General features: G+C 42.8%; 23 protein-coding genes, 2 tRNA genes and 1 riboswitch. Of the genes, 3 read left to right on the plus strand and 22 right to left on the minus strand.

The features are described 5' to 3' along the window. Window positions 1-145 precede the first annotated feature (145 nt). The 6 genes from tig to SFC25_RS06300 all read right to left on the minus strand — a co-directional run bounded on the left by tig (window position 146) and on the right by SFC25_RS06300 (window position 5,915). Window positions 146-1,435 carry a trigger factor gene (gene tig, locus SFC25_RS06275; protein WP_411214444.1) on the minus strand — a complete coding sequence of 430 codons (1,290 nt, stop codon included), beginning with the start codon at window positions 1,433-1,435 and terminating at the stop codon, window positions 146-148. Between the two features lie 144 nt (window positions 1,436-1,579). Then, window positions 1,580-2,563 (minus strand): tetratricopeptide repeat protein, encoded by a 984-nt coding sequence (locus SFC25_RS06280; protein WP_411214445.1) that lies wholly within the window; start codon window positions 2,561-2,563, stop codon window positions 1,580-1,582. Window positions 2,564-2,704: 141 nt separating this feature from the next. Further along, the gene (locus SFC25_RS06285) at window positions 2,705-3,055 is read right to left on the minus strand and encodes a hypothetical protein (protein ID WP_411214446.1); all 351 of its coding nucleotides are present in this window, start codon (window positions 3,053-3,055) and stop codon (window positions 2,705-2,707) included. Window positions 3,056-3,166: 111 nt separating this feature from the next. Further along, window positions 3,167-4,339 carry a glycosyl hydrolase family 28-related protein gene (locus SFC25_RS06290; RefSeq protein WP_411214447.1) on the minus strand — a complete coding sequence of 391 codons (1,173 nt, stop codon included), beginning with the start codon at window positions 4,337-4,339 and terminating at the stop codon, window positions 3,167-3,169. 74 nt (window positions 4,340-4,413) lie between these two features. Next, window positions 4,414-5,151, minus strand: a complete 738-nt coding sequence (locus SFC25_RS06295) for a cyclase family protein (protein WP_411214448.1) — start codon at window positions 5,149-5,151, stop codon at window positions 4,414-4,416. 85 nt (window positions 5,152-5,236) lie between these two features. Continuing rightward, window positions 5,237-5,323: riboswitch (SAM riboswitch) on the minus strand. Window positions 5,324-5,474: 151 nt separating this feature from the next. Then, on the minus strand, window positions 5,475-5,915 hold the full coding sequence (locus SFC25_RS06300) for a cell wall hydrolase (RefSeq protein ID WP_411214449.1): 441 nt from the start codon (window positions 5,913-5,915) through the stop codon (window positions 5,475-5,477). Window positions 5,916-6,130: 215 nt separating this feature from the next. Here SFC25_RS06300 and SFC25_RS06305 point away from each other — a divergent pair, with 215 nt between their 5' ends. Next, the gene (locus SFC25_RS06305; protein ID WP_411214450.1) at window positions 6,131-6,313 is read left to right on the plus strand and encodes a hypothetical protein; all 183 of its coding nucleotides are present in this window, start codon (window positions 6,131-6,133) and stop codon (window positions 6,311-6,313) included. 68 nt (window positions 6,314-6,381) lie between these two features. On the opposite strand, the gene SFC25_RS06310 is transcribed toward SFC25_RS06305, so the two are convergent. The 10 genes from SFC25_RS06310 to SFC25_RS06355 form a co-directional block, all read right to left on the minus strand. After that, window positions 6,382-6,981, minus strand: a complete 600-nt coding sequence (locus SFC25_RS06310) for an SGNH/GDSL hydrolase family protein (RefSeq protein WP_411214451.1) — start codon at window positions 6,979-6,981, stop codon at window positions 6,382-6,384. A 25-nt stretch (window positions 6,982-7,006) separates the two neighbouring features. Continuing rightward, complete coding sequence (locus SFC25_RS06315; RefSeq protein WP_411214452.1) at window positions 7,007-7,759, minus strand: response regulator transcription factor; 753 nt, start codon at window positions 7,757-7,759, stop codon at window positions 7,007-7,009. After that, window positions 7,734-9,512: a cache domain-containing sensor histidine kinase gene (locus tag SFC25_RS06320; RefSeq protein WP_411214453.1), complete on the minus strand. Its 1,779-nt coding sequence runs from the start codon at window positions 9,510-9,512 to the stop codon at window positions 7,734-7,736. Before SFC25_RS06320 ends, SFC25_RS06315 begins: the two co-directional genes overlap by 26 nt. A gap of 74 nt (window positions 9,513-9,586) precedes the next feature. After that, entirely contained in the window at window positions 9,587-10,408 is an 822-nt protein-coding gene (locus tag SFC25_RS06325) for an amidohydrolase family protein (protein WP_411214454.1), read from the minus strand. 80 nt (window positions 10,409-10,488) lie between these two features. Beyond that, complete coding sequence (locus SFC25_RS06330) at window positions 10,489-11,277, minus strand: SDR family oxidoreductase (protein ID WP_411214455.1); 789 nt, start codon at window positions 11,275-11,277, stop codon at window positions 10,489-10,491. 15 nt (window positions 11,278-11,292) lie between these two features. Further along, a complete protein-coding gene (locus tag SFC25_RS06335) occupies window positions 11,293-12,573 on the minus strand; it encodes a Gfo/Idh/MocA family protein (protein WP_411214456.1) in 1,281 nt (426 codons plus the stop codon). A gap of 26 nt (window positions 12,574-12,599) precedes the next feature. Beyond that, a complete protein-coding gene (locus tag SFC25_RS06340) occupies window positions 12,600-13,238 on the minus strand; it encodes a YesL family protein (protein WP_411214457.1) in 639 nt (212 codons plus the stop codon). 15 nt (window positions 13,239-13,253) lie between these two features. Further along, window positions 13,254-14,093 carry a carbohydrate ABC transporter permease gene (locus SFC25_RS06345; protein ID WP_095220281.1) on the minus strand — a complete coding sequence of 280 codons (840 nt, stop codon included), beginning with the start codon at window positions 14,091-14,093 and terminating at the stop codon, window positions 13,254-13,256. 1 nt (window position 14,094) lies between these two features. Then, window positions 14,095-14,988, minus strand: a complete 894-nt coding sequence (locus tag SFC25_RS06350; RefSeq protein ID WP_411214458.1) for a carbohydrate ABC transporter permease — start codon at window positions 14,986-14,988, stop codon at window positions 14,095-14,097. 75 nt (window positions 14,989-15,063) lie between these two features. Continuing rightward, entirely contained in the window at window positions 15,064-16,341 is a 1,278-nt protein-coding gene (locus tag SFC25_RS06355; protein WP_411214459.1) for an ABC transporter substrate-binding protein, read from the minus strand. A gap of 575 nt (window positions 16,342-16,916) precedes the next feature. On the opposite strand from SFC25_RS06355, the gene SFC25_RS06360 reads away from it, so the two are divergent. Continuing rightward, the gene (locus SFC25_RS06360) at window positions 16,917-17,258 is read left to right on the plus strand and encodes a PadR family transcriptional regulator (protein WP_411214460.1); all 342 of its coding nucleotides are present in this window, start codon (window positions 16,917-16,919) and stop codon (window positions 17,256-17,258) included. After that, window positions 17,255-17,956, plus strand: a complete 702-nt coding sequence (locus tag SFC25_RS06365) for a permease prefix domain 1-containing protein (protein ID WP_411214461.1) — start codon at window positions 17,255-17,257, stop codon at window positions 17,954-17,956. The genes SFC25_RS06360 and SFC25_RS06365 overlap by 4 nt, the downstream gene beginning before the upstream one ends. Window positions 17,957-18,125: 169 nt before the next feature. Here the strand turns inward: SFC25_RS06365 and SFC25_RS06370 are convergent, their stop codons facing one another. From SFC25_RS06370 to SFC25_RS06395, 6 genes are all read right to left on the minus strand, one after another. Then, complete coding sequence (locus SFC25_RS06370; protein ID WP_411214462.1) at window positions 18,126-18,398, minus strand: holin; 273 nt, start codon at window positions 18,396-18,398, stop codon at window positions 18,126-18,128. Window positions 18,399-18,563: 165 nt separating this feature from the next. Next, window positions 18,564-18,637 (minus strand) — tRNA-Arg (locus SFC25_RS06375). Window position 18,638: 1 nt separating this feature from the next. After that, window positions 18,639-18,712 (minus strand) — tRNA-Gly (locus tag SFC25_RS06380). Between the two features lie 121 nt (window positions 18,713-18,833). Then, a complete protein-coding gene (locus SFC25_RS06385) occupies window positions 18,834-19,388 on the minus strand; it encodes a DUF420 domain-containing protein (RefSeq protein ID WP_411214463.1) in 555 nt (184 codons plus the stop codon). An 88-nt stretch (window positions 19,389-19,476) separates the two neighbouring features. Then, the gene (locus SFC25_RS06390; protein ID WP_411214464.1) at window positions 19,477-19,989 is read right to left on the minus strand and encodes a metallophosphoesterase; all 513 of its coding nucleotides are present in this window, start codon (window positions 19,987-19,989) and stop codon (window positions 19,477-19,479) included. A 9-nt stretch (window positions 19,990-19,998) separates the two neighbouring features. Further along, window positions 19,999-20,598: an XTP/dITP diphosphatase gene (locus SFC25_RS06395; RefSeq protein WP_411214465.1), complete on the minus strand. Its 600-nt coding sequence runs from the start codon at window positions 20,596-20,598 to the stop codon at window positions 19,999-20,001. Between the last annotated feature and the right edge of the window lie 33 nt (window positions 20,599-20,631).

Raw genomic sequence — 20,631 nt, forward strand, 5'->3', positions numbered from 1 at the left:
CAAATCATATGTATGTAGTATATGTAAACGAAAAAGCCGTTCATGCACGTAATTCCACAGAGAGGCTGACAATACCTTCTGGAAATACGTTTATTTTTTAGAAAAACAAGGCACAGTGAATGCTGCCTTGTTTTTCCGTTATGTCTTATGCAGTTTTGCTGTTGTCTACCAATACATCGATAGCTTTTTGGAACTTCAGATCATCTTTGATAGCGTCTGTGTTGCCGCCAAGCATTTGAGTCAATTGCTCTTTGTCTGTTTGGTACATTTCAGCCATTTTTTCAAGCTCTGTGTTAACGTCCTCGTCAGTCACTTCCACGTTTTCCGCTTGCGCGATCGCTTCAAGTGTCAAGTTCGTTTTCACACGTTTGCCAGCATCTTCTTTCATTTGCTCGCGAAGTGCAGCTTCGTCCTGACCGGAGAACTGAGCGTACATTTCAAGAGTCATACCCTGCATTTGCAAACGTTGTTCGAATTCACGAACCATGCGGTCAAGCTCTGTATCTACCATTGCATCAGGAACATCCACTTTCGCGTTGTCTGTAGCAAGGTTGATCAACTGCTCACGCTTGTTGTTTTCAGCTGCGTTCGTTTTTTCTTCTTGCAGACGGTTTTTCGTTTTTTCACGAAGTGCATCCAAAGATTCTACTTCTTCGTCTACGTCTTTTGCGAATTCATCATCAAGCTCAGGTAGTTCCTTCGCTTTGATTTCGTGGATTTTAACTTTGAAGACTGCTTCTTTACCTGCAAGCTCCGCAGCATGATATTCTTCAGGGAATGTCACGTTGATATCGGACTCACTGCCGGATTCTTTACCTACTAGCTGTTCTTCGAATCCAGGGATGAAGCTGCCAGAACCGATTTCCAAAGAGTGGTTTTCTGCTTTGCCGCCTTCGAATGCTTCGCCATCAACGAAACCTTCGAAATCGATAACGACTGTATCGCCTTCTGCTGCAGTTCCTTCTTCTTTAACAACCAATTCAGCTTGTCTGTTGCGAAGTGCGTCGATTTCTTTTTCAACATCTTCGTCTGTTACAGTAGTATCTTCTGCTTCTACTTCAAGACCTTTGTAGTCGCCAAGCTCTACTTCTGGTTTAACAGTTACAGTAGCTTTGAAGATAAGTTCTTTGCCTTGTTCGATCTGCTCAAGATCTACATCCGGCTGCGCAACAGGCTCAATGCCAGTTTCTTCAACAGCGTTCATGTAAGCCTCTGGAAGAACGATATCGATCGCATCTTGGTACAAAGATTCTACACCGAAGCGTTGTTCGAAGATTTTACGTGGTACTCTGCCTTTACGGAAACCTGGTACCTGAACTTGTTTAACTACTTTTTGAAACGCTTTGTCCAGTGCTGCGTCCAATTCCTCAGGAGCTAGGGTGATTGTTAAGATACCCTCGTTCTTGCCTTCTGTTCTTTCGAATTTTGCTGACATAATATTCCCTCCAACATCTATCGTTTGTTACATGTTAATCGTTCTCAATTCTAGCATAATATAAGTTATTAACTAGTACTGGTTTACAACCATCTTATTATAACATATTCATAGTCGCTTTCAACACTAACGATGCGAAGTCCGTCATTCCTCGGCGACAGTCAGATATTTCGCTTCCAATGTGATGATTTCTTCCATCATGGAAGCGATTTTCTGCGCTTCCTCCTCGGTGACAGCAGGCTGATCGATTTGCAGATAGCTGCTTGCGAGTTTCTGCAGCGCGGCAGCCAGGACAGCACCGTCTTCTTCCGTTGGCACCATTGGATATCTTACATACATATAACGATGCAAAAGCTTATACACCAGGTCATAAAATGATGGATTTTGCTGCTCGAGAAGATGCAAATGCTGCAATACCCGTTCCATACCTTCTGATTTATCAACTGTTGCCAGGTTCTCCGGGACAACTGTCATTGTTTCTTTCATCTTATGTATCGTGACTGGGAATTCGATTTCTTGCTTAACGAGCCATTCCAGTACGGCTGTTTGTACAACAGGATCAGATTCTTCATCTAGCAGGAATGCTTCCATCTTTTGTACATGCGGACTGATATCAAGCGAGTGGCATTTCTGTATGAGCTGCCATTGCAGGGCAGCATCCTTGCTTTGGCGTGCTTTTTCAAAATTATGTATAAGCTGATCTGCAGTCGTCTGGCTCTTATCCTCTGCCATTTTACGGCTTACCTTCTGCAGCTGGTCAAACGATGTCTTAAGCGGTGTCGGTATTGTTTCCGTAGCATACACCTCATCCAGCAGCTCGACTACTTCGTCGTAGCGTCCAAGCTGGAACAACAGCGTCAAATGTATATGTAAGTATTGCAGATAATCCTTATCCCTGGCAGCCAGCAGCTGCAAGGACATCTCTTCCGCCTCTTCATGCCTGCCCAGCTCCATTAAACATATCAAGCGCCCAGTCAGAATTTCCGGCTGACGGTAGCCATAATCCAGAAGCTGTTCAAACTTATTAATCGCATCTGTGTAATTCTTCTCCTGCAGCTCCTTCATCCCTTCCCGCTCCAGCCGCGTCTTCAGACCTGGGAACAGGACAACATTATTCTCTTTATCCATCGGCAACATCCTCATTAGATTTTCAGTTTGAGACCTGATAACAGCTATACCCTTAAATGTAACAAAGAAAACGCAGATTGCAACTTTTATATGGCAAAAAGCTGTGAATCCATGCCATTCACAGCCTCATGATTCTATTCCTTACTTTTCTTTTGGATCCTCGGGCCGTGGTCTGCTAAAAGCCACGACATTTCCCATAGGGATAGGAGCTTCGTCGCTATCTTCCTCTTCTTCATCAATAAAATCAAACAACCGCTGCTCCATATCCCCAAGCTCCGAGGCCATGCTTTTCTCATTACCTTCCAAGTCATAGATATTACGCTTGATCTGAAGGTAAAACTCCTTCAGGGGCTTATCCGTATATTGACTCAAAAGCCGATCGGATATGGTATATTCCTGCTGCAGTTCAAGGTCAAAGATGCGGACCATGAAGTATTTCCCGAAAGGAACGGATCCAATGAATCGATAACGTTTCGTCTCATCTAAATACATAGGCCACCTCCAAGAAAAGTGTAGCATGTATCGACACCCATATGCATATTTTCTCCATAATATACAGAAAACTTACATTTACTTAAACATGCAGTCTATAATCGGGGTGACCTATCGAGAAAGTGCGGTTTCTTTGCCTGTTTTTGTACCTGTAACAAGGATCCCTCTCCCCGGATAAGATTCCACATGATTAGTCCGTAAGTATGCTCCGGTTATAGGCGACTGCTCATCGCCCTTCAGCCTTATTGCTGAAGCATAAGTTCCGCCGCCCACGATTTTGTTTCCTATGATAAGGAAATTCCTGATAGGGTTACTGCGCCCTGTAGGACGGTTTTTGCTGTCCGTGTCATTTCTGCCGTCCACATAATTTGGATGTATCGCAATCCCACCACCGCATGATTCCACTCGATTATTATAGAGAACAACATCCCGCCATGAATAAGCGCGCACAGCCCATTGAAGTGTTTCCTTCATTACATTGTCTGTCACGAAAATGCGTTCATGCCATCTGCCTGAGGTAGCGGAGTGCGATCCAACTGCTCTTCCCCAGCTTCCCTTCTTGTCAGACGGACCGAAATCATTATGATGGATCCAGATATCCTGACAAGCAGTATGGTCGAATACGGAGCCTCCCCAAGGAAAAACCCTGCGTGCTTTGGCTAAATCAAGCTGGATTGCTTCACTGTATGCGCGCTCTCCGCCCCGATCATCATAACCCAGAAACTTGCAGTTTCGCACTTCAAGATTTCGCATAGCATTCAGTTCAATTGCATGTCCCCCGCCATGCTCCAGCAGCTGCAGCTGTTCGATGATCACGTTTTCCGCATGTGCTATTACAAAGCTTGTACCGCCCCGGTACGCTGGGTAATTTGCATCCCACTGTCCTCCGCGAATGATTATATTGCCATTTCCGCGATAGGCACGCATTCTGTCCCATCGGCGTAAATTAAGCAGCATCGGTCCGTGATGCATTTTTCGAAAAATGGAATTGCCATCCGCCTCAAGGAAGGTGTTTTGCTTGAGCCGCAGTGGCCTGCGCAGCGTGTAAAGCCCTGGCGGAAAGACAATATGTATGCCCTTCTTGCGATCAGCCAAGTTCAGAAGCTGCTGAATTCCTTTCGCATCATCATGTCTTCCATCAGCTCTGACCAGTGGGTGATCTGTTGCTACTACCGTATGCGCTGGACTTAACTCTTCGATTAAATGATTGCTATTACGGCTAATGTCACGGAGCGTTTCTGCCAATTGGCAGAATACAGCTGATAATTTTCGTTGATTATCCATCCTGGAGGCCTCCTATCAATGCGTATTTTACCCATTAACCGAATTGGAGAGCCTTTAATCATATCGGGTTACTTTTATGGCAAGACAGCGAATGATCGAACAGGAAAACCTGACGCTTTTCCTGCTTTCGGTACGATATTAAAGATGAAAGCCCCTTTGGCTGGCAGCTGATCCAGATTCGTCAGAAGCTCCACTTGATAAGAATCCTGTTCCAGCACATAATACTCACCAAGCAAAGCACCATTCTTTTGGAAATCGACCGCTGCATCCGTATCAAATGTTTCGTGTCCTACCGCCTTAACATTCCGCTCCTCATAAAGGAACTTTAACCCTTCCAGCGACCAGCCAGGAGAATGACTGTTTCCTTGTTCATCTTTGTTATCCATTTGTACCTGATCTGGCCAGCGTTTGCTCCAGTCCGTCCGTAAGGCTACAAAGGTGTCAGGCTCGATTTTTCCATGCTCTGACTCAAACGCCAAAATATCTTCTACAGACAATGAGAAATCATGATCGGCAGCTGCCTCTTTGGATTTATCGATAACAACGAGCGGCAATACCAATTCTTTCAGCTCGAGCTCCTCCAAGTATCGTCTATCCCGCACAAAGTGAATCGGCGCATCCAGATGCGTTCCGTATTGTCCCGGGAAAGTGAAGCTCTGGGCGAAGAAGCCATCTTCATGGGAAAATAGCGTTTCGAACTTTGCAGGATTGAAGGCCGAGAAGTGCGGAGACTCTGGACCAAATGTATGCGTCAGATCCACCCATTTCTTTTCTCTTAACACTTCCAATGCTTTACTCAACTCATTTGACATAACAAATCACCTCATTAGCAAGTTTGGAAAAAACAAAAAAACCTCTCCTAAATAAGAAGAGGTTCGCTACTTTTATGTAGTCCGGTTCTTATCTAGTCTGGAATTAGCACAGTACATACAGTCTGTTGCTGAAGCTTCATAGGGCCAGTCCCTCCGCCTCTCTTGATAAGAGAATATTCTGTTAACTATTACTATATGGTACTTAATGTCATTGGTCAATAATTTAAAAACCAAGTGAATGAACTATTCAATAGAAAAGTAAGCATCCAGCCGATAATGGCAAGATGCTTATAACCACGATGATTTGTGTTTGCGAGATTCACCTACCCCATATAAACACTGTCACATGTCCCAGGCTGCGGCTCATAAAAGCAATGATCCTTAAATTGCCCTGCAAAAGGCTGGCCATACCAAGTCGGAGGGCATGGTGCATATGGATTGAAATACCAAAGCGCGTACGCAGCAGGTTGTTGTCTCCAGGACTTCAAATTTCTTTCTGCCAATCTTCTTTCCTGTTCTCGAGCTCGTTGATAAAAGACATTTCCTTTTTGAACAGCTTCAAATGAAAAGTTCCCGCCCTGCACTTGAAAAATGACATCATTGATCGTTCGTACGTCTCCAAAATCCAAACAGTCGGCTACAGCACGATTTACAATGACATTCCCTACAAACAGCATTCCCAGCTGTCCTTCCCCTTCAGCTTCCGCACGCATCATTCTGGCCATCAAGTCGATGTCTGAACTATTGTATTGTACTCTTGCCATGTTATCACCCCAATACAGCGTATGAAATAAAGCTCTCTTTCAAGTCATTGTATTAAAGGAAGGCTCCGTCCTATGTATGCAAAATTATATATTTCTCGAAGGAAGGGTTTAGTCAAAGGTAAAAACCGGGGTTTTATAGAAGTACATATATTAATGAGTCAAGAAATAACTCAGAAATAGTAAAAACCATTCAATTGAAATGAGGTCGTACGAATATGGATAATAAAAAATGCCATAAATGCGGTGCAAGTGAATTTGCTGAAGGTACAGATTTCATGCCAATCAAACCGAATAAAATGGCTTTGAGTGGCGGAAATAAAATATATTCGTTTTGCTTGGAGTGCGGAGAAGTTGATTCCATACGCATTGAGAATACAGCTATTTTCAGAAAAAAATAAAGCAGTTCAGTAAAGCGTGTGGGAAACCCATTGTAAGAAGGGTTTCCCGTTCTGTTTCCAAGTCCAAATCAATCGTGTCCTGCCGCAAGATATGCTTCCAGCCACGTATCAGCCATCAGTCTATTACCAGCTTCTGACATGTGTACCCCGTCTGTTGTCAAATCCGTTTGCGTCGTTTGTAAAAAGACTTTATGCGTGGGAATGAGCGTCGCATCATACTTTGCAGCCAGTTCTCTGACAATCTCTACATATGGGATTAGCATTTGATTTCCTTTCGAAGCACTATCTTCCTCAATAATTGTCGGCTCCATAAGTACAAGCGTCGCGCCCGTGTGTTGTGTAGCAGACAAAAGCTTATCTAAGATTGCTTTGAATTCATCCGGATATACCTGTTCTATTTGAGGCTGATCCAGTTGTCGCCATACATCATTGATTCCAATTGAAATAGATACTAAGTCAGGATGTAACGAGATCACATCTTGCTCCCACCTCTCCGCTAAATCGGTGACTCGGTTTCCTCCTACTCCCTTATTAATGATTACAGTATCTTTTTTCTTTGCTAGTTCATCCTGGATCATTTTTACATAACCATCGCCGATATCCTGTGGATCCTCAAATCTTCCGCATTCGGTGATGCTGTCTCCAATAAAAACCCATCTTTGACCCATCTGAATACCTCCTTCATAATAGCCGCTACCGGTTTTTGATCCAGTCAGTAGGGCTGCATCCCTTACTTTTTTTGAAAATTTGACTGAAATATTGCGGGTTATTTCCATAGCCTAATTGCTCTGCCAGCTCAAAAACCTTGATATCCTTCTGCTTACCCATAATTTCTACTGCTTTATCAATCTTGCTTTTCATCACATATGCAGAAAATTTCTCACCTACTTCTTTTTTGAATAATTTTCCTAAATAATCTGTATTCATATATAAGATTTCATTGGCTATCCACTGCAATGATAAATCCGGGTTTTCGATATTATCTTTTATGCTATCGATTATCTTGTTAACGACTGAGGAGTAATGTGTCGTCGCTTCTGTCTGTATAGCCATACTTCTCTCTCTGTTTTCTTGACCAAGTTCCAGTACGACTTCTTCTAACGCTTCATGGATGTCTTCTTCACTCGAAGGCTTCAGTAAATAATGCTTCACACCAAATCGCATGGCTTTTTGGGCATACTCAAATTCGTTATATCCGGAAAGCAATATCCATTTGATCAATGGAGCTACTTGTCTTCCCTGTTCAATCAATCCCATCCCATCCAGACCCGGCATGGTGATATCCGTAATCACGATATCAGGGGTATGTTCTTTAATGAAGTCCAAAGCTTCCAGTCCATTTCTGGCGACACCATGTAAGACAGTTCCCTGCTGCTCCCATTCTACAATAGAAGATATTCCTTCCAGAAGCATCGGCTCATCATCTACCAGCAGAACTTTGAACACTTTCACTTCCTCCTTCATAAGGAATCGTCAGCATGATTTTCGTGCCTGCATCCGTTTCACTCACCACTTGGATTCCGAAAGTAGGTCCGAACAGGATTTTTAGTCGATTATCTATATTTCTGATACCCAATCCCGTGCCCTTCGGCCGATAATCACCGCTCGCTAATTTATGGATAAATTCTTTATCCATTCCAGGGCCATCATCCGTTACCGCAATAAACGTATTCCCTCCTTCATGGAAGGCTTCAATCTTTATCTTACATACACCAATAATCTCTTGCAGTCCGTATCTAATTGCATTTTCAACGAGAGGCTGGAGACTGAATTTAGGCACCTTACAAGAAAGCAGATAATCCGGGATATCAGTATGGAAGCTTAGACGTTCCTGAAAACGATAAGCTTGAATCGTGATATAGTGATGCACAATTTCCAGTTCGTCAGCAAGCGGAATGAGAGCTTCTTTCGTTTCCAATGACGATCGTAAAATAAAACCAAGCGACGTTGCCATACGTGATGTTTCCTGATGTTTACCAAGCTTCGCCGACCAATTGATCGATTCCAATGTGTTATATAGAAAATGCGGATTAATCTGCGCTTGAAGCGTTTTAAATTCGGCATCCTTGATCACCAGCTGCTTTTTATAATTTTCTTCAATCAATGAATGAATCTGATTCATCATTTTATTGAAGTTTTCATGCATTTGGCCCGCTTCATCCTTTGAGAACCTGATGTGACTTTCCACCTTAAAATCCTCGACTTCCCCTTTTTGCACTCTCTTCATCTTTCTGTTCAATGCTTCAATCGGATTGGTGATTCCCTTGATGAAACGGATGCCAAGAATCAGTAATATCACAAATAACAGAACATAAATGGTCAAAACAGTACTTTTCACCAATGTAACAGCCTGAAATAATTGGCTGTAGGGAGAAGCAATCATATACGTCCAATTCGTATACGCAGCAGCAGAATACGTCACGAAATATTTCTCCGTATCATAATTTACTAGCTGATATCCATCATCCCCTTGGACACTGGCCATAAGCAGCGCATCTTTTTTCGTCGTTTCCTGCGGGAAGATAATATCTCCAGCGGAATCTGCGATCAACAATCGCATCTCTTTTTCATCCAGACTACTTTTGAAGGAAGAAACTATATCCTGCATATCAAAACGCACGACAATCAATCCCAGTCTCTCGAATGAAAGATCGGGATAAGCATTTACTTCCCGAGCAACGACAAACGATCCATCTTGCTCATCAGGAGCAAACCATGCAGCTCCCCCATCTTTTTGGCTCGTTCCTTGTTTAAACTGAAGCAGCCGTTCGTTACCGATGGTGATGACTCGATTCCCCGCACTATAGCCTCGATCCGTTGTATCATATAGCTGAATGGAATCTATCGAATCTTCGAAGGCTCCCAAGTCAACAAGCCTCTTTTTTATGGTGACTCCGATTAAATATGCCTCATAATCATCTTCCGTTTCTTTTAAATTGTATAGATAAGACTGTAAGTAAGGATCCGTGGACAAACGATATGAAAACCCTTTCATTTTTTCGATCTCGTTTTCAATCAAAGCAGACGATACCTTCAGTGACTGCGCGGACTGACGGTGGATTTCATCATTGTACGTCACGAGGACATATTGCAGAAGGACTAATCCGCCTATACTAAAAGAAACTAAAATGAGTAAGAGTAAACTGAACAACTTATATTTCAGCTTTAAATTAGAAAATAAGTTCTTGAGTTTTCTCATGCTGTCACTCCCTCGTTTACTTTTAGCTTCCTCATCGTTTACTTCTCTGTAATGGAATTAATATCCTCTTTCATTCATAGCTTATCTTCCAATCTATAAAAACGCGTTGCATTATTGTAAAAAACATCTTCCCTCTCAGACAGTTGACTGGTGACTGTATCCTCAAACAGCTGAACCACCTCTGGATAAGAAGCAGACTTTAAACATACCGGCCAGTCGCTGCCGAACATAATTCGTTTTGATCCGAAGATATCTAATACGTGCTCCACATAAGGATAGATGCTCTTCGTTGTCCAGCTGGCACCGACTTTTTCAGGTACTAGACCAGAAACCTTGCACATGATATTAGGGTATTCCGCAATTTTACGCATATGACTTGCCCAAGGCTCTATTTGTCCAGTATTAATAGAGGGTTTTGCAATGTGGTCAATTACACAATGTATATGGGGTATTCTTTCTAACAGCTCAATGATTACAGGTAAATGCCTTGGGTTGGCTTGTAAATCAATAGGAAAACCGTCATCCGCTAACTTGTTCAGATTGTCGAGCACTGTACTTTTTAACAGCCACTCTGAAGGTAAGTCTTGGATCATTGGCCGGATGCCTACAAAATGAGGATCCTCCTTATACGCAGCTAATATCTGTATAGCCTGTGAATCATCCAATTCCACCCAGCCTACAACTCCGATAACTTCTTCTCTGTCACTAGCAATATTCAATAAAAAATCATTTTCTTCCAATGTCGGTAATGCTTGCACAGCGATTGTTTTGTTTATATTCCGTTCATGTAAGATGGGCTCTAACTGGTCAGGTAAATAGGAACGACTTCTGCTGCCAGGGCCATGATCGACGTCATCCTTTTTATGCCAGAAATGCTGGTGGGCGTCTATAATCATTCAGCTGCTCTCCTTTACTAGAGACTAGACAAACACCATGACTGTGATCATGGTGTTTGTTCATACAAAGCCCAAGAAACTTATCCGATCAATAAGGACTCCGCTCCATCTATAAAGATTTCCGTTCCTGTAATATGACTGGACGCATCAGAAGCCAGAAACTTAACAAGATCCGCCACTTCCTCTGGCTTACCTGATCGGTTATCCAAAGGTTTGCTTCCTTTCGGATATTCAACAGGTACTTTGATTTCCTCCAAATCCGGGGAACGTTTAATCGACTCACTGAAATTGGTTTCTATCCCGCCTGGGCAGATGACATTTACACGTATATGGTATTTAGCCAGCTCCAATGCAGCCATTTTGGCGAAGGCTGCCTGCGCTGCTTTTGACGTGGAATAAGCGGTGAATCCAGCTTGGGAAAAGACTCTGTTTCCGCTGACAGAGCTTGTAATGATGATGCTCCCGCCTTGGCGCTTCATATGAACAATAGCTGCTTTTACGAGGAAGAAGGTTCCGTCCAGATTGATGCTGAGAACTTGTTTCCAGTTGTCTATGCCCATCGACTCGATGGACGAAACTTGACCAACTATACCGGCATTGGCGAACACCACATCGATCCTGCCCCACTGTTCCATCATGTTGTTCACGGCCGTCTCAACTTGTTCGTATGCAGACATATCACAAGGGATTGTCATTACCTTGAAATCTTTTTCTTCCATTTCCTTTTTGACTTCTTTCAATTTCGTATCATTCACATCCAGCAGGCAAACCCGGAATCCGGCATCGGCAAGCTTCAGTGCAGCTGCCTTCCCAATTCCAGAAGCTCCGCCAGAAATGATGGCCGTTTTCTCCACCAAGATATCCTCCATTCAAGCAAACGGTTTTTATAGATCTATTAATTCGTTTATGTTGACCGCATTTCCTGTTCTTAAGGAATGGTTACCTGCGATGCCAGTCATAATGGACATCGCTCCATCTATGTGGGAAGCTGCACGTTTGAATGGATCAGGCTTCGGGTTACCGAATAAATCTTGCAGCATTGCTGTATCGCCTCCACCGTGTCCACCTATTCCGTTTTCCACCTCTACATTGTAAGGTTGATCGAACACAGGGCTTACGACGATCGATAATTGCTCCAGCTGTCCTTCCTCGGCCTTGCTTCCTCCCGAATTCACATAAGACTTCTCTACGATCCGCGCATCGATTCGTCCTTTGGTTCCATTAAAGGAGACAATAAAACCTTCCCATGGCAAGTAAGCATTCAAGCTGTATGTCAGGATTGCATTACTTTTATAGTTCACCAGCACACCTAAAGTATCCTCAATACTTATGCCATCGCCAAAAACACTTTGATCCCTTTGATAGCCATCTTCTTTCTCCGCATCCAAGTACATCGATTTCAGGTGTTCGTTGCTTTCTAAATCAAGGGCGAAGGGATCGTTTATTGCGTGCTCGTTTCGATATGCTCGTTGATAGAATTTTGTTTGCCCTCTCTGTTCAGCATTTTCCCTTCCGTAGAAAAGCAGATCACCGGTTGCATACACACGCTGGGGCGTCGTATCCAGCCAAAAATTCACCAAATCAAAATGATGCGTGGATTTATGCACGAGTAAGCCGCCGCTATTTCGTTTATCCCGATGCCATCGACGGAAATAATCGGCACCATGCGTCGTATCCAATGCCCATTCAAAATGCACCGAATTCACTTTTCCGATGACACCAGAGCTGATCAATTCCTTTATTTTAGTGTTATGTGGGGCATATCGGTAATTGAATGTCACACGGACTTCTCTTCCTGTCCTTTCAATAGCATCCAAGATTTCCTGACACTTGGTCTCATCCATCGTCATCGGTTTTTCCGTGACCACATCACAGCCAAGCTCCAATGCTCTGATGATGTATGTGTGATGTGTCCGGTCAATGGTCGTGACAATGACGATATCTGGCCTCTCCTGTTGAATCATCTGTTCAAAATCAGCTGCGTGATACGTCGGGATAGCAGTATGCTCATATCTTTCCTCCAGCAGCTTGTTTGCATAAGTCATTCTCGTTTCGTTGATGTCACAAAAAGCAGCTAGCGTACAGGTGTCTTTGAAATCCCTTGCCATTGCACCATAATAAAATTCCGCCCGGCCGCCTGTTCCAACGAGTACATACTTTTTCACTGCAGGAACCTCCCTTGATTATGCTCTTAGTTTGCTGGGACTGACTTTAATTCTTTAGCCAGGATTTTTGATGATTTCTTTTCTGTCCTCTCAAATGCTTTGGCAGCTGGCATCATAACGATCAATGCAAGAATACTGAAGCTGAAAAATAACGCCAGACCTTGGAAATACCATAAAATCGAACCTACTCCGATCGTTCCGACGAGCATGACAAACGTTTGGCTCGGATTCAGCATCATAAGGAAGAAAGAACGCTTCACGATTTGAAACGGCTTCATATCATAATGCACAAGCATCGGAAACGCATATAAACTTGCAGAAAAGGCAATAGATGTGACAATGAGGTACGGAATCGTGAAGTACAAAGCAGCATTCGCAGCAGAAGTGATGAAGAGGAAGTCCAGATAGAGGATATATCCTAACAGCACGAAGATATATCCCAGCTTATTGCTGTTTATGAACTCTCTTTTATACGTTTGTAAAAAAGTCTGGAAAATAGGAAAGTCTGTTTTTCCTTGCACCCATTGATTCATCACATGCAAGAGGGCAGTGGTAGCGGGAAAGAACCCGAAAACCACCAGCCCTGGCAGCAAGAAAACGAGCCAAAGAATATTTACATATGCCATTCTTGTGATCCATTCCAGACCTTTATTTATAGCAGCCATTAAAGATCCTCCTCTCTATCCCTTCAGACCGGTTGTACTGATACCTTCCACTACATAGCGCTGGAAGATGAAGAAGATCACGAACACTGGTACGAGTGTGACAATCGACATCGCGAACATTGCTCCCCAATTTGAAACTGTTTCATTACTCAGAAACATGTTCAATGCCATCGAGACAGTATATTTCTCCGGACTGTTCAAATAAAGAACTGGTCCAAGCAAGTTATCCCACGTCCAATAGAAAGTGAAAATCGCTGTCGTTGCTAGAGCAGGAACGATAAGCGGCAAGATTACCTTGTAGAAGATTTGGAACGTATTCGCCCCATCAATTGTCGCGGCCTCATCCAGCTCCCTCGGTATGGTTCGGATGAACTGGACAAGCAGGAAGATGAAGAATGGGTGTCCAAAGAATGCCGGTACAACCAATGGTTTCAGTGAATTCAGCCAGCCAAGCTCAGAGAAGATGATGTACTGCGGAATCATGACGACTTCATAAGGCAGCATCAATGTCACAAGCATGATCATGAACCAAAACCCTCTGCCAACGAACTTCAGTCTGGCAAAGCCAAATGCAATCAGTGAACACGAAATCAAGTGACCAAGCAGCATCCAGATCACAAAAACAAGCGTATTTTTAATGAACGTACCAAAACCGTATCCGCCAAATCCTTCCCACCCTTGCGCGTAGTTCAGTAACGTAAAGGGATTCGGGATAAGCGATCCAGCGGTAATAAAAATATCGCCGCTCTCTTTGAAAGAGCTGACAAACAGCCAAATGACCGGGTAAAGCAACAGGATGGCAAAGCCTCCGACAAGAATATGGTAGAGAAAATAACGAGGTCGTTTTTTAGTCATTCTACTTCCCCTCCGACTCGTAATGCACCCAATACTTGGACGTCAAGAAGATGATTCCTGTCAAAACGGCTACAATAAGCAGCATGACCCAAGCCATGGCCGACGCATAGCCCATATTGAAGTACTCAAACCCTTGCTTGAACAAGTACAGAGAATAAAGAAGCGTCCCGTCCAGCGGACCACCAGTCCCTTTTGAAATGATGAAGGCCGGTACAAAGGTCATAAAAGCAGAGATTGTCTGCATGATGATGTTGAACAGCAAAACAGGGCTCAGCATCGGCAAAGTGATGCGGAAGAATTTCTGGAAGAAGTTTGCGCCATCCACACTGGCTGCTTCATAAAAGCTTGCAGGAATGGATTTCAAACCAGCCAGGAAGATCAGCATCGATGACCCAAACTGCCAGATGGAAAGAAAAATCAGCATCCACAATGCTGCTGTCGGTTCACCAAACCAACGGATCGAATCAATCCCCATACTCTTAAGAGCTAAATTAACAATACCATCATCACCAAAAATATTACGCCACATGATTGCAACTGCCACACTGCCGCCGATTAGTGATGGCAAATAATAAAGCGTCCGGTACCAGCCGACAGCTCGTGATCCGACATTCAGCAGCATGGCCACCAATAAAGCAAAAGCAAGGCGCAATGGGACGCCAGCGAATACATAGATGATGGTGACTTTCAATGAATTGATATAACGAGGATCTTCCGTGAACATTTTTATATAGTTCTCAAAGCCAATCCACTTTGGGGCATCAAATAGACCGTACTCCGTAAATGAGAAATATAAGGAAGCTAGCATCGGTACGATCGTAAAGGCTAAAAAGCCGATGATGAACGGTCCAATGAAAAGATATCCCCACAAATTGCTTCTTAGACGTGAGCTCAATGACTTTACTCCTCTCCTTTTGCAGGTGTAATCAAAACGACAGCTGCTCAGCTGCCGTTTTGATTATCTTATCTCCTATTGTCCAAGCATGCCTTCTGCTTGCGTTCTGAAGCTTTCAGCAGCTTCTTCAGGAGCAAGCTGACCATAACTGATTTGTTCGGCTAACGTTTCTAGTAATTCTATGACCTCTCCGGCACCAGCTGGATCTGGAGCTCCCATTGGAGAACTGTTTGTTTCAGCCCATTCCACATATTCAAAGACTTGCTTCTGTGCTTCGGATACTTCATTTTTCAACGCGTCTTTTACTTCAGAGGATCCTGGTACACCACGGTCTCCGAGAATCAATTTATTCGCTTCAATATCGTTCATAAAGAAATCCAGGAAGTCAGCAGCAGCTTCTTTCTGCTCGGAGTTTTGTGAAATAGAGAAGAACATACCCGGCTTCAAATAAAGTCCATCAGAGGTTCCAGGGCCAGGCATCGGTGCGATCTCAAGCGGCTTCTCAGCCACCTGCTTCAATCCTACAAACTGATTGGACCATTGGAAAATCCCGATTGCTTCTCCTTTTACAACTGGATCATCTTCAATCCCAGTAATCTGTGCAAGCGTGTCCGGCGTCGGTGTAGCTCCTTTTTCCACTTGCTCTGCGATCATGCTCCAATAATCCACAAATAATTTATCGTCCTCATACCCTAAGCCGCCGCCATCCTCCGCGTATAAACGTGAGCCTTGGCTGCGAAGGTAATAATCGAAGAAGACATCAGGTCTTAGATGTGTATCGAAATAAACGCCTTGTGCAACAGCTTTATCAGACATGCTCTTATAATCATCCCACGTCCAGTCTTCCGGAATTTCACTACCAAGACCTAGCTCTTCTAACAGCTCAGGATTGTAATGGAATCCAACCGCATTCACTCCCGTGTTCATTCCATAGATACCGTCATCTATTTTTCCGCCATTCACGTAATCCTCTGTCATTTTACTCGTGTCGATTTGCTCCCCTAAAAACGGAGTCAAATCAGCCAATTTATTTCCTTGTGCATATTGAGCAAGGTAACTAACGTCCATTTGGACGATATCCGGCAATTCATTTGCTGCCGCTTGAGGAGAAAGCTTCTGCCAATAATCATCCCAGCTCGCATACTCTGCCTCGATCTGCACATCCGGATTTTGTTCCTCATACATCTCAATAACCTTCGTCGTATAATCATTTCGCGGCTGATCGCCCCACCACGCAATCCGCAGCTTTACCTTCCCATCATTTGAACCTGAACTGCTTCCCTCACTGCTGCAAGCAGCAAGCAATAAGACCAAAATCATTCCAAAAACCAAAAGAAGCGATTTTCTTTTCATATCCAATCCCCCCAGACTTAATGTAAGCGATTACATTTATGATTTTATCAGAGGTTTGGGAATTAGTGGTATATAGAAAACAGGGGTGATTGTTTAAAAAGTAGTGGAAGAATTATTGAATGAAAGCTGATAGTTTTTCTGGAGATAAAATTTCTGGAATGAACATAGACACGTAAACGCTACACTATTTGATGAAAAGAAATAATTCCTCAAAAATGGTCAGGTTATATTCAAAACAAACACCGGGTAATTACATGAGGAAAAATAGGTCTAACAAAGATAATGAATGACGGAAACAGCCTTCCAATATTATTACAGGTTATCTAATGTTTGTTAGCCTCTCGAGCACAGATCAGGGTGTTCATTTAATAGTAGTTCTGTTCAACTTAATAGCTTTTGCAGCAATTAATTATTTCTTTTATCGAGTTTCAAGGAGAAAAAAGAAGTTCTCAAAATTTTAATCTTAGTGAAATTGATAAGATGAATGGATTTTGAAATGTTCCTTGTACCACTATCCGTTAATACCTTGCATTATTAGGTATTGTTTTTTATAGTATGGTTAAGAGGTGGTATATTTGAAAATAAACAAAGAGGTTTTAAAAGGTCATATTGATACTATCATTCTCTCCTTGTTAAGCGATGAGGATTTGTACGGATATGAAATTGCCAAGTTGGTTCGAGAAAAGAGCGAAGAACAATTCGAATTGAAAGAAGGAACACTTTATTTATCATTAAAGCGCCTAGAGAAAAACATGTGGATAGAGTCCTATTGGGGAGATGAGCAAGGACCAGGAGGAAGGCGGAAATATTATCGATTAACTCCATCGGGTGAAGAGGGATTTGAACAAAAGCGCATAGAATGGGGATTTGTAAAAAATATGATGGATTCGTTTCTTGAAAGGGGAGCAAATAATTGAAACAAGTTGAAGAGTACGTTAACAAGGTTTATCGGAATGCGAAAGGCAACAAAGATGAAATTCAAGATTTAAAAAGTGAAATGAAAAGTCATTTACTCGAATCTGTTCACGAATTAATATCCGAGGGAAAAAATGAAGATGAAGCAGTTGATATCGCTATTGAACGATTTGGTAAAGAGAATGAACTCCGATCACTGATAAATCAGGTATTTCAAACACAAAAAAAATTCGGAAAAAGACTATTATATGCTGGATTAGGTATTTTTGTTCTTTCTTTCATCATCTTTATTATTACAATAATTCCAGTCAGTGATATTCACAAAGAACAAACTGCTATTGTTAACGATATTTTTGAAATCATTCCGACAGATGGGCAGTTGTCTGAAGCAAATAAAATCGAGATAGAAGGAATTTTGGAGGATGCAAATTTTTCTGTTGGGACGGTGGTAGTTAAAAACTATTTAAATGGAAATGAGGTCGTATATGAATACACAACTTACGATAATCCTCTTATGAGTAAATTATACAGTTCATATTTCACAGGTTCAGAAATGCATAGTGTATTTATTGACTCAAAGGATTATTCATTTTTAGGATTATTGGCGTTGTTAGTCGGTGGAACAACCTTTGTGCTGTTTGCTATGTTATGGTCAATAATTAAGGCATACAATAAACAAAAAACTAAGCTATTTAACTAAACACGTTAAATATGGATGATAATATATCACCAAAAACGCTCGGATTTTCTCTGAGCGTTTTTGCTTGCTATTTAATATGCTGATTCATTGCTGAATTCCACGCTAATAAGTTTGCGAATTCTATTGCTATTAGCATTTTTCTCCTCACCAACCGAACCCGTTACTCTCCTCAAGCTGCCTTATCATTATTATTATGCGAAATTGTTTTCTTGCCTAACGAGTACAAACCAGAGGCAGCAAGACCAGCGAAGCCTCCTGCCCATAATCGCAATACAATGTCTAGTTCAGTGAATGGCCAAGCAAGAAATCCTACAAAAAGACCGGTGAGAAAGCTGATCAATGGCAAGTACCTTTTATTTACTGTCACTGTCTTTTTTATCAGCTGCACTAATGCAATTACAATGGGACTGATAATAGAAGCAAAGGTCATTACTTCTTCCATGTATTCTCACTTCCCTTCGAGACTTGTATTTAAATACTTCTCGCTGGATTATCTGTTTTTCCTTCAATATTAATTATTTTTCTAGCAATTAAATCTTTCAGGCATATAAAAAAAGAGGAATCACTCAATGTTGTGAGTGACTCCTCTTTTCATTTAACTTAGTAGCGTCCCAAGAGGGATTCGAACCCCCGACCCACAGCTTAGAAGGCTGTTGCTCTATCCAGCTGAGCTATTGGGACATGGAGCGGGTGAAGGGAATCGAACCCTCGACATCAGCTTGGAAGGCTGAGGTTTTACCACTAAACTACACCCGCATGTTTCTTTTATGTATGCTGCCCTCTCTTAAGGACAAGATTTATTCTACATGATAATCAATGGATAGTCAACAGTTTTTTTGAAATTAAGAAATTGCTCCGGTTTCCCGGAGCATACTCCTTAATAATACGGGCGGATCATCAAGTAAACGATGACGCCTGTAAGGCTGACATATAGCCATAATGGCATTGTCCAGCGGGCGATCTTCCGGTGTTTAGGCACGTCCATATTCCAAGCACGTGTAATCGATGCAAGAGCCAGCGGTACGATGACAGCTGCCAGCACGATGTGCGTAATCAGGATAAAGAAATAGATTGGACGGATGATGCCTTCGCCTCCGAAGCTTGTATCTCCTGACAGATAGTGATAAGCCACATAAGAAATCAGGAATAGAGTTGTTGTTACAAAAGCCGAATAGATAAAGCGCTTATGCCAGATTATATTCTTCTTCATAATGAAGATCAGTGCCAACAATAGGAAGATGAACGTAAAGCTGTTGAAGATAGCGTTCAGCATTGGCAGGATGTGTACGTCGAACAGGTCAAAGCCTTCGACTGGCGGTAAGCCGCTCAGTACGACAACCAATCCATCAATGATGATGGTCAGCCAAATAACTAGCGGACGATAATTGCGTTTTTTATGGTTTGGTTTGTAACCGAAATCGGCTTCATTCATACAAAATCACCTCAATTCATTCAAACACTAGTATAACGTAAGTGTGAGGTGATTCGGCAATAAAAACGTTACAATTTTTTGTCCGGGCTTATTTAAAGGTCACGGATTTCTCCAATTCCGGCACTTCTTCGCCACCCAAAGTATAGTATCGTACCGTTGCAATTTTGTCTTCGTAGGACAGAATGCAATAGGTCGGATATGGTGACTGCTTCGGCAAACGGATGCTGCCTGGATTGATATAAAGCCTGCCGTCGATTACATCGGCTCTTGCCACATGGGAATGGCCGTAGCAAATAATCTTGGCGTCTCTCTCAGCTGCCAGCTTTTCCAAAGGACGGAGACTAGCTTTCACTCCATATAGATGACCATGCGTGATAAGGATCGGCAGTTCAGATGCTGTCAGCTCCTCCACTTCCGGATAAGCTCGGTCATAATCACAATTCCCCGCGACCCGGTAATAGCCCTCCATTTCCGGCGCATCAAAAGGCAATTCAGAGTCGCCACAGTGAATAAATGCGGCAACGTCATCTTCATGTCGCTGCTTCAGCATGTTTACTTCTGCTGTCAGTCCGTGGCTGTCACTCGTTATCAGTATCTTCATCCTCTGCCCTCATTTCGCTTGGTCATTCAGCCATTTTTCCAAGTGAACCATTGCCTGTTTCCGGTGGCTGATTTGATTCTTCTCTTCCGGCTTTAGCTCGGCCATCGTTTTATCATAGCCCTCTGGCTGAAAGACGGGATCGTAGCCAAAGCCATGTTCGCCGCTTGGTTCTTCCGTGATCGTACCTTCCACATGGCCTCTCGCATAGAATGTTTCCTCCCCCGGCTGCGCAAGTGCTAATACACAAACGAATCGAGCCGTACGCTCCCCCTTCGGTACACTTTTTAGCTCTTCCAGCACTTTATCCATATTTGCTTGATCACTTTTTTCTTCTCCGGCATAACGAGCTGAGTAGACGCCCGGACGACCTTCAAGTGCATCGATTTCCAGACCGGAATCATCCGCAAGTACAGGAACCTGCAAGTGGCCAGCCATTGTTTCTGCTTTTAACGCGGCATTTTCCTCGAATGTCGTGCCTGTTTCTTCGATATCATCGAATTGCTCTGATAATTCATCAAGTCCGTAAGCTGTAATATCGTATTCTCCGAAAAAGGCTTTGAATTCCTTCAGTTTTCCTGCGTTTTTTGTCGCGATGATGATTTTTTCCATTGTAATCACTCCATTCAAATCTTATGTATGTCT

Source organism: Terribacillus saccharophilus (assembly GCF_046592595.1).
Lineage (GTDB): Bacteria > Bacillota > Bacilli > Bacillales > Amphibacillaceae > Terribacillus > Terribacillus saccharophilus_C.

Coding starts and splice junctions, on each gene's coding strand:
- tig (WP_411214444.1), bottom strand. CDS start 1,435: ATGTCAGCAAAATTCGAAAGAACAGAAGGCAAGAACGAGGGTATCTTA.
- SFC25_RS06280 (WP_411214445.1), bottom strand. CDS start 2,563: ATGGATAAAGAGAATAATGTTGTCCTGTTCCCAGGTCTGAAGACGCGG.
- SFC25_RS06285 (WP_411214446.1), bottom strand. CDS start 3,055: ATGTATTTAGATGAGACGAAACGTTATCGATTCATTGGATCCGTTCCT.
- SFC25_RS06290 (WP_411214447.1), bottom strand. CDS start 4,339: ATGGATAATCAACGAAAATTATCAGCTGTATTCTGCCAATTGGCAGAA.
- SFC25_RS06295 (WP_411214448.1), bottom strand. CDS start 5,151: ATGTCAAATGAGTTGAGTAAAGCATTGGAAGTGTTAAGAGAAAAGAAA.
- SFC25_RS06300 (WP_411214449.1), bottom strand. CDS start 5,915: ATGGCAAGAGTACAATACAATAGTTCAGACATCGACTTGATGGCCAGA.
- SFC25_RS06305 (WP_411214450.1), top strand. CDS start 6,131: ATGGATAATAAAAAATGCCATAAATGCGGTGCAAGTGAATTTGCTGAA.
- SFC25_RS06310 (WP_411214451.1), bottom strand. CDS start 6,981: ATGGGTCAAAGATGGGTTTTTATTGGAGACAGCATCACCGAATGCGGA.
- SFC25_RS06320 (WP_411214453.1), bottom strand. CDS start 9,512: ATGAGAAAACTCAAGAACTTATTTTCTAATTTAAAGCTGAAATATAAG.
- SFC25_RS06325 (WP_411214454.1), bottom strand. CDS start 10,408: ATGATTATAGACGCCCACCAGCATTTCTGGCATAAAAAGGATGACGTC.
- SFC25_RS06330 (WP_411214455.1), bottom strand. CDS start 11,277: ATGGAGGATATCTTGGTGGAGAAAACGGCCATCATTTCTGGCGGAGCT.
- SFC25_RS06340 (WP_411214457.1), bottom strand. CDS start 13,238: ATGGCTGCTATAAATAAAGGTCTGGAATGGATCACAAGAATGGCATAT.
- SFC25_RS06345 (WP_095220281.1), bottom strand. CDS start 14,093: ATGACTAAAAAACGACCTCGTTATTTTCTCTACCATATTCTTGTCGGA.
- SFC25_RS06355 (WP_411214459.1), bottom strand. CDS start 16,341: ATGAAAAGAAAATCGCTTCTTTTGGTTTTTGGAATGATTTTGGTCTTA.
- SFC25_RS06370 (WP_411214462.1), bottom strand. CDS start 18,398: ATGGAAGAAGTAATGACCTTTGCTTCTATTATCAGTCCCATTGTAATT.
- SFC25_RS06385 (WP_411214463.1), bottom strand. CDS start 19,388: ATGAATGAAGCCGATTTCGGTTACAAACCAAACCATAAAAAACGCAAT.
- SFC25_RS06390 (WP_411214464.1), bottom strand. CDS start 19,989: ATGAAGATACTGATAACGAGTGACAGCCACGGACTGACAGCAGAAGTA.
- SFC25_RS06395 (WP_411214465.1), bottom strand. CDS start 20,598: ATGGAAAAAATCATCATCGCGACAAAAAACGCAGGAAAACTGAAGGAA.